The organism is Autumnicola tepida (assembly GCF_031846485.1).
Classification (GTDB): domain Bacteria; phylum Bacteroidota; class Bacteroidia; order Flavobacteriales; family Flavobacteriaceae; genus Autumnicola; species Autumnicola tepida.
In genome coordinates this window covers 22,564-36,605 of the sequence record NZ_JAVRHQ010000015.1, presented here as the reverse complement: position 1 = coordinate 36,605, position 14,042 = coordinate 22,564, and the positions used below count along the sequence as shown (strand labels likewise).

The following is a 14,042-nucleotide window of genomic DNA, read 5'->3' as shown; positions in this document are numbered from 1 at the left end:
GCTCTTTCCCTACTTAATCAAAACTCCCTTGTAGCGGTTTAATGTCTTTAAAGTTATTCCGGTACCTCTCACAACCGCTCTTAACGGATCTTCAGCGATGTAAACTGGTAAATCTGTTTTTTGAGATAATCTTTTATCCAGGCCTCTTAACATAGAACCACCGCCGGCAAGGTAAATCCCGGTATTGTAAATATCGGCTGCAAGTTCCGGCGGAGTTTGGGAAAGGGTTTCCATAACCGCGTCTTCAATACGAAGAATAGATTTATCCAGCGCTTTTGCCACTTCGCGGTAAGAGATATTTACCTGTTTTGGCTTTCCGGTTAAAAGGTCCCGTCCCTGCACGCTCATTTCTTCCGGCGGAACTTCTAAATCTTCAGTGGCAGCACCTATCTGGATTTTAATTTTTTCCGCAGTACGTTCACCTACATAAAGGTTATGCTGGGTACGCATGTAATACACGATATCGTTGGTAAAAACGTCTCCCGCAACTTTTATGGATTTATCGCAAACTATACCGCCCAGGGCAATCACTGCAATTTCTGTAGTACCGCCACCTATATCCACGATCATGTTCCCTTTAGGCTGCATGATATCAACACCAATACCAATTGCGGCAGCCATAGGCTCATGAATAAGATATACCTCTTTCCCGTTTACGCGTTCAGCGCTTTCCTTTACCGCCCGCATTTCCACCTCGGTAATACCGGAAGGGATGCAAATCACCATTCTGAGGGCGGGAGTGAACATTTTTTTCTTCAGGGCCGGAATTTCCTTGATGAACATGGTGAGCATTTTCTCACTCGCGTCAAAATCGGCAATAACCCCGTCTTTAAGGGGGCGGATTGTTTTTATATTTTCATGGGTTTTACCCTGCATCATCGCAGCTTCTTTCCCTACCGCGGTAATCTTTCCGGAAGTCCTGTCCCTGGCCACAATGGAAGGACTGTCTACCACCACCTTATCGTTATGGATAATAAGGGTGTTCGCGGTTCCTAAATCTATTGCTATTTCTTCAATGAGAAAGTCGAAAAATCCCATATAATAATTCTGTGTTGAGGTTTGGTAAATGTACTAAAATTAATGTTTAAAATGGCGCGTTCCGGTAAGCACCATGGCAATATTATTTTTGCTGCAATAGTCAATACTGTCCTGGTCTTTTATAGAGCCGCCCGGCTGTATTACTGCAGTTATCCCTGCATTTCCCGCTATTTCCACACAGTCTGGGAAAGGGAAAAACGCGTCGCTTGCCATTACCGCGCCTTTAAGGTCAAAATTAAAGGAACCGGCTTTTTCTATACTCTGCCTCAGGGCATCTACACGGGAAGTTTGCCCGGTGCCGCTGGCGCATAGTTGCTTGTTTTTGGCTAAAACGATAGTGTTCGATTTTGTATGCTTGCAGATTTTGGAAGCAAATATCATGTCAGATAACTCCTCATCTGTAGGTTTATTATCTGTAACGTACTTTAAATCTTCAACAGCATCGGTTTTCAGGTCTTTATCCTGGACTAAAACGCCGTTAAGGCAGGTTCTAACCTGAGATTCCGGCAATTCTGTCTCCTTCTGAACAAGTAAAATCCTGTTTTTCTTTCCTTTCAGGATTTCTTCAGCTTCCGCAGAAAAGGAAGGGGCAATTACCACTTCACAGAATAATTTGTGGATTTCTTCAGCAGTGGCTTTATCAATTTCCACGTTGCTGATAAGAATTCCGCCGAATGCTGAAACCGGATCTCCTGCAAGGGCATCGATATAAGCCTGATGAATGTTGTCCCTTTGGGCGAGACCGCAGGCGTTATTATGTTTCAAAATCGCAAAAGTAGGCGCGTCGTTTTTAAATTCGCCCATCAGGTTCACCGCCGCGTCTACATCAAGCAGGTTGTTGTACGAAAGTTCCTTGCCGTGCAACTTGTCAAAAACCGCGTCAAAATCACCAAAAAAAGTTCCTTTCTGGTGCGGGTTCTCGCCGTAACGCAGGGGCTTGCCTGTGCCGATGCTTTCTTTATAGGCGGGAATTTCGGTTTCCTGGTTAAAATAATTAAAAATCGCGGTGTCGTAATGGGAAGAAACATTAAAGGCTTTGGCCGCAAATCTTTTTCTGTCGGCAATGCTGGTTTCGCCATTTTTCTCCTTCAGCAGATTTTCGAATTCCTGGTAATCTTCTACAGAAGAAACACATACCACATCTTTAAAATTCTTGGCTGCGGCACGAATTAAAGAAATCCCGCCAATATCTATTTTTTCAATAATATCCTGTTCCGAAGCGCCCGAAACCACGGTCTTTTCAAAAGGATATAAATCCACAATCACAATGTCTATCTGGGGAATTTCATATTTTTCAAGCTCGCTTACATCACCTTCATTTTCCTGTCGATTAAGTATGCCGCCAAAAACCTTGGGGTGGAGTGTTTTTACCCTTCCGCCCAAAATTGAAGGATAAGAGGTGACATCTTCAACGGGAATCACATCAATACCCAGGTCTTTGATAAATTTTTCGGTTCCGCCAGTGGAATAGATGGTAACCCCCAGTTCGTCAAGTTTTTTTGCGATAGGTGCCAAACCGTCTTTGCTGAAAACGGAAATTAAAGCAGATTTAGCTTGTTTTAAGTTGCTCATTGCGTTGTGTTTGTTGAGGTGGCAAAAGTAAGTAAAACGCCTAAAAAAATTAAAAGCTGCTGTTCTTATTTATCAATTAATTTTGTAACGAATAATTGCCGCCGGCGTCTTATCTTTAAATCCTGTAAAACCGGCTATTTTCACTATGCTGATTTATCTACGAATTCTTAAAGAAAGTTTCATTTTCGCATGGAATGCGCTGCGCAACAACAAGCTTCGTACATTTTTGTCGTTGCTGGGGGTTACCATAGGTATTTTTTCCATAATTGCAGTGCTTGCGGCGGTAGATTCGCTGGAGCGCGAGGTTAAGGGAAGCCTTAACGCTTTAGACAACAGCACGGTGATTATCATGAAGTATTCTTTTGGCCCTAGTGAGATCCCGCAGTGGAAGCGGCAGCAATTTCCCCATGTGTCCTACGATGAATACCAGTATTTAATGAGGAGCCTGCCCAATGTGGCGGCGGGCACTTTTGCCCAGGGCGTGCCGCAGGCTTCCATCAAATACCAGGATATTACCAGTACCGGCGTTGGTGTGGTGGCGGTAACTAATGGTTTTTATGATATTGAACAATTTGAAATTGCTGAAGGCAGGTTTTATTCTGATGCCGAATCTGCCAGTGGCGCGGCCGTATTAGTGCTTGGATATGAGATAGCCCAAAATCTCTTTGGGAATTCCAATCCGCTGGGGAAACAGGTGCGTATGTACGGGCACCGGCTCACGGTAATTGGGGTGCTGGAAAAACAGGGCGCGGGGCTTATGGGAAATTCCCGGGATGGCCAGGTAATGGTGCCGGTTAATTTTACCCGGCGTATTTTTGGGGATAATAATGAAAACATTTTCGGGCAGATTATCTTAAAACCTGAAGAAGGGACCGATGACGATGAATTTGTAGCTATGGCAGAGCAGCAGCTTCGCAACTACCGCGGCCTGAAACCGGAAGAAGTAAACAGCTTTTTTGTGAACCAGGTGCAGGGCTTTGCCGATTTTATAGATACCATAACCGGGCAGCTGAATATGATTGGCCTTATCATCAGCGGATTTTCACTGCTGGTTGGGGGCTTTGGAATTGCCAATATCATGTTTGTAAGCGTAAAGGAAAGGACCAACCTTATCGGGATTCAGAAATCCCTTGGAGCAAAGAATAAATTTATCTTATCTCAGTTTTTATTCGAAGCGATCATCCTCTCGGTTATTGGAGGCCTTATTGGCTTGTTCCTGGTATGGCTTGTTTCTTTGATTGCCTCACAATTTACCGGTGATTTTGAATTTGTCCTCTCCCCGCTTAACATCTTAATTGGAACGGCGGTTTCGGCGATCATTGGGCTGATTTCAGGGATTATACCGGCGATTTCCGCTTCAAAACTGGATCCTGTGGAAGCCATTAGAACGGGAATGTAATTTCGAAGTAAGAAATATGAGGGGGGAAGTACGAATTTGTGAAAAGTGGGGAGTGGAAATTTTTCTCCCGATTCTTGAAATTGAATAAACAATTTTGTTATTGATCTACAAACTCGAAAATTAAATCTAATCTTCTGTCTCGCTCAAATTCAGGATGAAAGTATTCTCGCTACAATTGAAGCCATTCTTTTAAAAGGGACAACAGAGAGTGATAAAGCTGAATTCAAGCCTTTTACAATTGAAGAGTTAACGAGTCGGATTAAAAAATCTGAAAAAGATTTTAAAGATGGAAATTTTAAGACTCAAGCTGAATTAGAAAAAATAGTGGAGAAGTGGTAAGTAGATAAAAATGAAAACTTATATTTCCAACTTCTAACTTCCGACTTCCAAAACTTCAGCTACCTTTTTATTCACCCATTCTAAGAAGACTTCATCTTCATGGGAAAATGGATCTTCTGTGTGGGAATCGATATCAATCTGTCCAATATTTTCGCCGTTCAGGAATAAAGGCACCACAATTTCAGCCTTCACATAAATGCTGCAGGCAATATAATTGTTTTGCGCCTTTACATCTGGTACCACAAAATTCTTGTTGGAAACCGCAACCTGCCCGCAAATGCCTTTTCCAAAGGGAATAATGGTATGGTCGGTAGGTTCGCCGGCAAAAGAGTGCAATTTCAGCTCGTCCCTGTCGCCATTTTTAAAATAGAACCCCACCCAGTCGTAATAGGGAACATTTTCCTGTAAAAGTTCACAAACCTGGGTAAGGCGGTGCTCAACAGAAAGTTTTTTATTTTCTAAAATGGCTTCTACCTGTGGTTTTAACTTTTGAAATGGCATAAGATTGATATTTTCTGCAAAAGTATTTCATTTTTTATAGTCGGCAAGCTTTTCTATTTGTATAAATTTGTTAAAAACAGGAGGGATTTTTGCTTCACTTATTTAGGAAATACAGCGCGGTGCTTCGGTTCATGTTTATGTTTCTGGGGAGTTACTTTGTTTTTTCGATGTTTTACAACGCTTACCTCAAATTCTTTCGTTCAGAAGAATATCCGCCAGATTTTATTACCCATCTGGTAGGAGAACAAAGCGAGGCGCTTATTGACGCTTCCGGGTATGATGGCGCAGTGCTGCCGCATAAGACAGAGCTTTCCATGAAGCTTTTTGTAAACGATTATTACCTGGCCAGGATCGTGGAAGGTTGCAATTCCATCAGCATAATCATTCTTTTTGCTGCTTTTATTCTTTCTTTTTTTGCCAAGACAAAACCAACTTTGCTGTACATCCTGGCGGGAAGCGTGATAATTTATGCGATGAATGTGGTAAGAATTGCCCTTTTGGCTATTGCCCTTTACGAATTGCCGCAGTACACGGATTTTTTACATAGTATTATGTTTCCGCTTGTTATTTATGGTACTGTTTTTATTCTGTGGCTTATTTGGGTGCGCATCTATTCTAAAGCAGCAGGATCATGAGGTATTTTAAAAAAATATTGGGAATTGGTGTGCTGGTAATTTTGCTCATTTTGATACGCATGTTTGAAAATGAGCTTTTCTACGATCCGCTTATAGCATTTTATCAAAGAGATTATTTACACCACCAGGTTCCTGAATACGATTTCTGGCTGTTGCTGCTAAATGTTTTTCTTAGGTTTTTGCTGAATACTCTTATATCGCTGGGCATTTTATACGTTGCTTTTGAAGACAGGAGCATTATTAAATTTTCTTTTTTGTTGTATGTAATTCTCCTGCTGGTTGCAGGTTTTGCTTTTGTTTTTCTTCTGCTGAATATTGAATATGAGCATTATCTGGCCCTGTTTTACGTTCGGCGATTTTTAATACATCCAATCTTTATCCTCATCTTACTCCCTGCATTTCATTATTATCGCCTGCGAAAGGCATATTCCGGTAAAAATGAAAACTTTTCCGAAGAAAACTAAAGAAGATAATGGTTCATTAGCCTAATTTTGGCTCCTAATCAGGTAACCTGCTAATATTTAAAAAAATTGTATTTTTGTAGCTGATGAAAAAAGCTTTGCAAAATAGTATTTCTGTAGTCATGGCCTTACTGGTTATGTTCTCCACCCTCTCTTTTACCGTAGATAAGCATTTCTGCGGAAGCGTGCTTGTGGATAGTGCCGTTTTGTCTAAAGCAAAAACCTGCGGGATGGAGATGTCTTCTTCAAAAGATGAAATGAAGGATTCCTGTTGCAGCAATGAAAAAGTCGCCGTACACGGCCAGGATGAATTGAAGAATTCCTTCCAGACTTTCGATTTAAACCAGCAGCTTTTCTTTACCGCCTTCACCTTTTCATACCTAAACCTTTTTGAGAGCCTGCCAAAACAGGTAGTGCCGTTTAAAGATTATATTCCTCCTTTGCTGGTGAAGGACATCCCGGTGTTCCACGAGACTTTCCTTATTTGATATTTAAGTTTTTTAGAAGCTACAGGCGAAAACTAATGTTTCCGGCCTGCAACTGTTGTTTGTCAACTTTTTGATTCTAATTACTTAAATATCCTCTTCTATGCTGAAAAAGGCATAAAATTTCTAATTGAAAATAAACTCGTAGCCGTATTGCTGCTGGTGCTTTTTGTTGGCTGGGGCATTGTTAACGCTCCCTTTAACTGGGATGTTGGTTTTTTACCCTCCAATCCCGTGGCCGTAGATGCCATACCCGATATTGGGGAAAACCAGCAGATCATTTTTACCAGGTGGCCCGGCCGTTCTCCACAGGATATTGAAGACCAGGTAAGTTACCCGCTTACAACATCCCTGCTCGGAATTCCCGGGGTTAAAACCATAAGGAGCTCTTCTATGTTTGGTTTTTCCAGTATCTACATCATTTTTGAGGAAGATGTGGATTTCTACTGGAGCCGTAGCCGTATTTTGGAAAAACTGAATTCTCTTCCCGCAAATTTACTGCCCGATGGTGTAAATCCCACCCTGGGCCCCGATGCTACGGGTTTAGGCCAAATTTTCTGGTACACATTAGAAGGCCGTGATAAAGAAGGAAATGTTACCGGAGGCTGGGACTTGCAGGAATTGCGCAGCATACAGGATTATTATGTGAAATACGCGCTTTCAGGAGCCAGCGGTGTGTCTGAAGTAGCCTCCATAGGCGGTTATGTTCAGGAGTATCAAATAGACGTAAATCCTGAACTGATGCGGCAGTACAATATTGGCCTGCCCGAAGTGGTGAAAGCGGTAAAGCAAAGCAACCGAGACATTGGGGCGCAAACCCTGGAAATTAACCGGGCCGAGTACCTAGTACGCGGCCTGGGTTATGTAGAATCTATAGAAGATATTGAAAATACCGTAATTACTTCTGAAGATTTCACTTCGTTACGCATTGGCGATATTGCCAATGTGAGCTTAGGTCCTGCACAGCGTCGTGGCATCCTCGATAAGGAAGGCGCCGAGGTTGTTGGGGGAGTGGTCGTGGCCCGTTATGGGGCGAATCCGCTGGAAGTTATCAATAATGTAAAAGAACAGATTGATGAGATTAGCGGCGGCCTTCCTTCTAAAACCCTGGAAGATGGACGAACTTCACAGGTGACCATTGTTCCGTTTTATGACCGTACAGAACTTATCCAGGAAACCCTGGGCACGCTTAATGAAGCGCTCACCATGGAAATTCTTATTACCATTTTGGTAATTGTCGTGATGGTCTATAACCTTCGCGCTTCCATTTTGATTTCAGGTTTGCTACCGGTGGCGGTGCTTATGGTTTTTATCGCCATGAAGGTATTTAATGTTCCCGCCAATATTGTGGCTTTATCGGGGATTGCCATCGCCATAGGAACCATGGTGGATGTGGGCGTAATCCTTTCTGAAAATATCCTGCGGCACCTGGATGAGCTAAGTTTAGATGAAAATGGGAACAAGCTGCCCATCAATACGGTGGTGTACAATGCGACTTCTGAAGTTTCCGGGGCCATACTCACCGCGGTACTCACCACCATTATCAGCTTTATCCCGGTTTTCACCATGATTGGTGCCGAAGGTAAATTGTTCCGCCCGCTGGCATTTACCAAAACCATGGCGCTAAGCGCTTCTTTAATCGTGGCGTTGTTCCTTATCCCGCCTTTTGCGGCCGCTTTCTTTAGGAAAAGGACGGCAAAAACAAGCATTGGGTTTATTGCAAATATTATCCTGATCATTTCAGGAATAACAGCCATCATCTTTGGATACTTCATTGGGCTGGTACTCGTTGCTTTCGGCCTTACCGGAATTTTACTGCTGAAGAAAAAGATAAGCCCGAAAAGGGCAAATCTCATCAACGTGGTGATTTCCGCAGTAGCTATCATTTTTCTTTTAGCCGAATACTGGCGCCCGCTGGGTTTTGACCGCAGCATTTTTATGAATTTGATTTTTGTTAGTCTTATCACCTTCGGAATACTGGGCGGCTTTATGATCTTCAGAAATTATTATACGAGGATTCTGGGCTGGGCACTTCGGAATAAAATCCTCTTTTTATCCATTCCCACGGTAATTATTATTCTTGGGTTTATAATAATGAAAAATACCGGGAAAGAATTTATGCCTTCCCTAAATGAAGGTTCATTCCTGTTAATGCCAACTTCCCTGCCACACGCGGGGATTGAGGAAAATAAGCGCGTCCTGCAGCAGCTGGACATGGCCGTGGCCAGTATTCCCGAAATTGAAACGGTGGTGGGAAAAGCCGGCCGTACAGAATCTGCGCTGGATCCCGCCCCGCTTTCCATGTATGAGAATATTATTCAGTTTAAATCTGAGTACATGCGCAATTCGAATGGGGAACGGCAACGCTATAAAATAAATGAAGACGGGTTATTTATGCTGAAAAACGGTAGCCTGCTGCTAAATCCCAATTCCGATGTGGATCCGGAAATTTTGGAAAAAGCTGAAGATAAAAACATTTCCACTTCGCCCGATGTAAAAAGGGAGCAACTTATAGAAGATGAAGACGGGGAATATTTCAGGAACTGGAGGCCGGGAATTGAATCGCCGGATGATATCTGGAACGAAATTGTAAGGGTAACAAAATTGCCGGGAATTACTTCTGCTCCAAAACTGCAGCCTATAGAAACCCGTCTGGTAATGCTGCAAACGGGAATGCGGGCGCCAATGGGGATTAAAGTGCAGGGGCCGGATCTAAAAACCATCGAAGATTTTGGTCTGAAACTGGAAGAAATATTAAAAGAAGTAGATGGTGTAAAAGATGAAGCTGTTTTTGCCGACAGGATTGTGGGGAAACCTTATCTGCTTATTGATATACAGCGTGACAGGCTGGCAAGGTATGGTGTGAGCATAGAAGAAGTACAGCAGATTCTTGAAGTAGCCGTGGGCGGGATGCAGCTTTCCCAAACCGTTGAAGGGCGGGAGCGCTATGGAATACGGGTGCGTTACCCCCGGGAATTACGGGCTAATCCGGAAGATATAAAAAATATTTACGTGCCTGTGGAAAACGGAAGCCCGGTACCGCTAAGCGAGCTTGTGGAAATACGATATGAGCAGGGCCCGCAGGTAATTAAAAGCGAAGATACCTTCCTGATTGGATATGTACTTTTTGATAAACTCGATGGCTATGCTGAAGTAAATGTAGTGAAAAATGCACAGGGCGTTATTCAGCAGAAAATTGATGAAGGCGAACTAAGGGTTCCTGAAGGGATCACGTACCGTTTTACGGGAACCTATGAAAATCAGTTACGGGCAGAAAAAACTTTATCTGTTGTAGTGCCATTGTCGCTTATTATCATCTTTTTGATCCTGTATTTTCAGTTTAAGTCGGTTTCTACTTCTCTGATGGTTTTTACAGGTATCGCGGTGGCTTTTGCCGGTGGCTTTTTACTCATCTGGTTTTACGGGCAAGACTGGTTCTTAAATTTCAATTTTATGGGAGAAAATTTGAGGGAACTTTTCCAGATGCACCCAATTAACCTTAGTGTGGCGGTATGGGTTGGTTTTATTGCCCTCTTTGGAATCGCGACTGATGATGGCGTGGTAATGGCCACTTACCTCACCCAGACCTTTGAGAAAAATGTAACAGAAACCAAATCACAAATCCGCGCTTCGGTGGTGGAAGCGGGGGAGAAAAGGATACGGCCCTGTTTAATGACCACGGCAACTACCATTCTCGCGCTACTGCCGGTATTAACTTCCACGGGAAGGGGAAGCGATATCATGATCCCTATGGCCATCCCCGGTTTCGGCGGAATGCTCATCGCTCTCATCACCTTGTTCGTGGTGCCGGTATTGTTTAGCTGGAGGAAGGAAATGAAGGTGAAAGTGAAAAGTTGAAAGTTGGAAGTTGGAAGTTGGAAGTTGGAAGTTGGAAGTTGGAAGTTGGAAGTTGGAAGTTGGAAGTTGGAAGTTGGAAGTTGGAAGTTGGAAGTTGGAAGTTGGAAGTTGGAAGTTGGAAGTTGGAAAATTCATTTAAGATACGAAAATATGATACAGTCTTTTAAGGATTTAATGGTTTATAAGGAATCTTATGAATTGGCTATGGATGTTTTTTTGCATACAAGAAGGTTTCCGAAGGAGGAGATTTACAGTTTGACTTCGCAGCTAATTAGGGCCAGCAGATCTGTTCCTGCCAACATTAGTGAAGGCTGGTGTAAAAGAAATTACGAGAATATATTTAAGCAACATTTAATTCATGCGCTTGGCTCGAACGGAGAGGTGGAAACCTGGTTGAATTTCTCAAAGGACTGTAGTTATATTGATAAAGAAAATTTTGAAAAACTCATTGACAGGAATGCCATAATAGGTAGAAAGATTACGAAGCTTCATCAAAATTGGAAAAGCTATGAAAAATAAAATTTGGAAGTTAAAAGTTAGAGGCCTGAAGTTTGAACTTAAATTTATTCAACTTCAAATTTTCAGTATCCAAAGTCTAATGGCGTACCTTCAGCCTAAAGCTTCTCGGCCCCAGTGTCTGGTTTCCAGCTTCCAGTTTCCAGTATTTGTTCTCCAGTTTCCAGCTTCCAATTTCCTGTTCTCGACTCTTTTTTTCTTCTCACTTTTTGTTTCTCACTCCGCAAACGCGCAGCAATTGCAATCTTACATTAAGGAGGCTGAAGAAAATAGTCCCGAGATTCAGGCGCTGCAATATCGTTATGAGCTTACGGCAGAAAAAGCAGAAGAAGCGGGCGGCTTGCCGGATACTGAACTGAGTGCGGGCTATTTCGCAAGTGAACCTGAAACCAGAACCGGGCCCCAGAAAGCACGATTTTCGGTGAGGCAGATGCTGCCCTGGTTCGGCACCATTACCGCCAGGAAAAATTACGCGGCTTCCATGGCAGATGCTGAATATGTTGAAATTTCCATTGCCAAACGAAAACTGGCATTAGCTGTAGCGCAGTCTTATTACCGGCTTTATGCCCTGCAGGCGAAACAGGCCATCCTTTTAGAAAATGTGGAACTGCTGGATACCTATCATGAACTGGCCCTCACTTTTCTTGAAGTGGGAAGCGCTTCTGCGGTAGATGTGCTCCGGCTTCAAATGCGGCAGAATGACCTTGTGCAACAGGCCCAAACCCTGGAGCAGGATGCCGGGGCGGAGAAGCTTCAGTTTGAAAAGCTGCTGAACAGCAAAGAAAGTCGGCCGCTACTAATTCCCGAGTCCCTGGCGGTGCCCGATAAGGATTTTTCCGAAGAAAAAATTTCAGAAGTGCACCCGGAATTATTAAAATTTGAACAATTGTACACCTCTGTTGCCGAGGCAGAAAGTTTAAACAGGAAAGAAGCGCTGCCAAAAATTGGTGTAGGGCTGGATTATGTAAGCGTGGCAGAAAGGGCAGATATGGATTTTACCGATAATGGCAAAGACATCCTGATGCCAATGCTTTCGGTGGCTATTCCAATATTCAGCAATAAGTATAGATCTGTAAGCAGGCAAAATGAACTAAGGCAGAAAGAAATAAGGGCGCAACAGCAAAACAGGCTGCTTAAGCTGCAAACCATGTTGAAGGAGGCTGTTAGCGAAAGGGCTTCTGCAAGGATAACCGCCGCTACTTACCTGAAGAACCTTGAACAGGCCAAGGATGCCGAAGAAATCCTGCTGAAAAATTATGAAACCGGGACTATAGATTTTAACGATGTGCTGGAAATCCAGGAAATGCAGTTGAAGTTTCAGCTTGGTCATATAGAAGCGGTGAAGAATTTTTACATGCAGGCCACAATGGTGAATTATTTAAGCAATTAATTATAGCAGAATACCAGGTGGAGCTTAGCTTAAACCTATTTTTAAAATCTAAAAGAGATGAAAAAATATATCATTTACATTGGAATTTTGCTTGCAGGATTGCTGCTGGGCTATCTTTTCTTCGGAATCAATTCTGAAGAGGCGGCCGCAGAAAGCACTGCCAGGCAGGAGCATGAAAGTGAAGCTTCCGAACAGATGTGGACGTGTAGCATGCATCCGCAAATTATGAAATCTGAACCGGGAGATTGTCCAATTTGCGGGATGTACCTTATTCCCGCTGAAGCCGACGCCGCGGGATTATCTCCAGAGCAATTCAGCCTTACCGAAAATGCCATGGCACTGGCCACTATACAAACGGCGAAGGTAGGCATGACGGGGGAAGCAGCCAGCGGGTTCGTACTATCGGGCAAAATTGAGGTGAATGAAGAGGCCAATGCCGTGCAAACTTCCTATTTCGGCGGGCGTATAGAAAACCTGAACATCAATACCACCGGCGAGCAGGTAAAGCGTGGGCAGTTGCTGGCCACAATTTACTCGCCGGAACTGGTTTCTGCCCAGCAGGAGCTTTTAACCGCGGCCAGATTAAAGGAAAATCAGCCTGCGCTTTACAGGGCGGTGAGGAATAAGCTGAAGCTTTGGAAACTTAGCGATACTCAAATAGATGCCATTGAAAATTCGGGAAGTGTAAAAGAGAATTTTCCCGTATACGCCACTGTAGGCGGAACGGTGACCCAAAAAATGGTGCAGGAAGGAGATTACGTAGAGCAGGGGCAGCCATTGTATGAAATCGCCGATTTAAACAATGTATGGGCGGTTTTTGATGTTTATGAAAACCAACTTTCAGGTTTGGAAGAAGGCCAGAAAATTACAATTACCACCAATGCTTTTCCAGACCGGCAATTTGAATCGGAAATTTCATTTGTAAATCCGCTTTTAAATACTTCAACGCGAACCGTCAAGATAAGGGCAGAACTGGAAAACGAGAAGGGAAAGCTCAAACCGGGCATGTTTGTTAAAGGCAGGCTGGAGGTGGAGCAGGCGGCAAATTCAGCAAATATAACTATTCCAAAATCGGCAGTATTATGGACAGGAGAGCGTTCTTTGGTTTACGTAAAAACAAATCCTAAAAAACCTGTTTTTGAGATGCGGGAAGTACAGCTGGGCAGGCAGTTGGGGAACAATTATGAAGTCCTGCAGGGCCTTAATGCCGAAGAGGAGATTGTGGTAAACGGAACTTTTACCGTAGATGCGGCCGCACAATTACAGGGCAAACCTTCTATGATGAACGGCGAGGCCACAGAAGCAGTTTCCGAAGAAAAACCTATGCAGATGGAAATGCGGCTGCCGGAAATTTTTCAGAAAGATTTCACCAGCGTACTGGACAGTTACCTGGATTTAAAAAATGCTTTGGTAAATTCTAATATGGAGGAAGCAAAGGCTGAGGCCTATAAAATGCTGCGGCAGGTAAATGGGCTTAGAACAAAAAACCTGGGGAATATGGAAGTCACACATCTGGATAAAATTAAAACCATGCTGGAAGGTATTTCAGAAAACACCCAACTGGAGAACCAGCGGGATCATTTTGTGGCCCTTTCCGAAAATGTGCTTGCTTTTGTTTCCAATATGGATAACCTTAATAACACCCTTTATTTACAGAGGTGTCCAATGGCCAATAATAACAAAGGTGCTTACTGGATAAGCGAGATACGGGAAATACGAAATCCTTATTTTGGAGAGGCAATGTTAACTTGCGGGGAAACAAAAAAGATTTTTGGTGCCAGGCAAACGGAACGGTAATAAAATACTAAAAGCATTTTTCAGGTATAATAAAAAAGAATCACTAATTTA

At 43.2% G+C, this 14,042-nt stretch carries 11 protein-coding genes; 8 read left to right on the top strand and 3 right to left on the bottom strand.

Going from position 1 to position 14,042, the window contains the following annotated elements; all coding sequences use genetic code 11:
• Window positions 1–9: 9 nt before the first annotated feature.
• Together RM553_RS12505 and purH are read right to left on the bottom strand one after the other, a co-directional pair.
• A complete protein-coding gene (locus RM553_RS12505) occupies window positions 10–1,038 on the bottom strand; it encodes a rod shape-determining protein (RefSeq protein WP_311535275.1) in 1,029 nt (342 codons plus the stop codon).
• 39 nt (window positions 1,039–1,077) lie between these two features.
• Window positions 1,078–2,610 (bottom strand): bifunctional phosphoribosylaminoimidazolecarboxamide formyltransferase/IMP cyclohydrolase, encoded by a 1,533-nt coding sequence (gene purH / locus RM553_RS12500; RefSeq protein ID WP_311535274.1) that lies wholly within the window; start codon window positions 2,608–2,610, stop codon window positions 1,078–1,080.
• 145 nt (window positions 2,611–2,755) lie between these two features.
• Between purH and RM553_RS12495 the strand changes: the two genes are divergently transcribed.
• Window positions 2,756–4,009: an ABC transporter permease gene (locus RM553_RS12495; RefSeq protein ID WP_311535273.1), complete on the top strand. Its 1,254-nt coding sequence runs from the start codon at window positions 2,756–2,758 to the stop codon at window positions 4,007–4,009.
• 372 nt (window positions 4,010–4,381) lie between these two features.
• Here the strand turns inward: RM553_RS12495 and RM553_RS12490 are convergent, their stop codons facing one another.
• On the bottom strand, window positions 4,382–4,849 hold the full coding sequence (locus RM553_RS12490; protein ID WP_311535272.1) for a GAF domain-containing protein: 468 nt from the start codon (window positions 4,847–4,849) through the stop codon (window positions 4,382–4,384).
• A gap of 89 nt (window positions 4,850–4,938) precedes the next feature.
• Between RM553_RS12490 and xrtF the strand changes: the two genes are divergently transcribed.
• From xrtF to RM553_RS12455, 7 genes are all read left to right on the top strand, one after another.
• Complete coding sequence (xrtF, locus tag RM553_RS12485) at window positions 4,939–5,484, top strand: exosortase family protein XrtF (protein ID WP_311535271.1); 546 nt, start codon at window positions 4,939–4,941, stop codon at window positions 5,482–5,484.
• Window positions 5,481–5,948, top strand: a complete 468-nt coding sequence (locus RM553_RS12480) for an exosortase F system-associated membrane protein (protein ID WP_311535270.1) — start codon at window positions 5,481–5,483, stop codon at window positions 5,946–5,948. Before xrtF ends, RM553_RS12480 begins: the two co-directional genes overlap by 4 nt.
• An 83-nt stretch (window positions 5,949–6,031) precedes the next feature.
• Window positions 6,032–6,433, top strand: a complete 402-nt coding sequence (locus RM553_RS12475; protein WP_311535269.1) for an HYC_CC_PP family protein — start codon at window positions 6,032–6,034, stop codon at window positions 6,431–6,433.
• Window positions 6,434–6,583: 150 nt separating this feature from the next.
• A complete protein-coding gene (locus RM553_RS12470) occupies window positions 6,584–10,288 on the top strand; it encodes an efflux RND transporter permease subunit (RefSeq protein WP_432271462.1) in 3,705 nt (1,234 codons plus the stop codon).
• Window positions 10,289–10,291: 3 nt separating this feature from the next.
• Window positions 10,292–10,807 carry a four helix bundle protein gene (locus tag RM553_RS12465; RefSeq protein ID WP_311535268.1) on the top strand — a complete coding sequence of 172 codons (516 nt, stop codon included), beginning with the start codon at window positions 10,292–10,294 and terminating at the stop codon, window positions 10,805–10,807.
• Window positions 10,797–12,194 (top strand): TolC family protein, encoded by a 1,398-nt coding sequence (locus tag RM553_RS12460; protein WP_311535267.1) that lies wholly within the window; start codon window positions 10,797–10,799, stop codon window positions 12,192–12,194. Before RM553_RS12465 ends, RM553_RS12460 begins: the two co-directional genes overlap by 11 nt.
• A gap of 57 nt (window positions 12,195–12,251) precedes the next feature.
• The gene (locus RM553_RS12455; RefSeq protein WP_311535266.1) at window positions 12,252–13,991 is read left to right on the top strand and encodes an efflux RND transporter periplasmic adaptor subunit; all 1,740 of its coding nucleotides are present in this window, start codon (window positions 12,252–12,254) and stop codon (window positions 13,989–13,991) included.
• Window positions 13,992–14,042 lie beyond the last annotated feature (51 nt).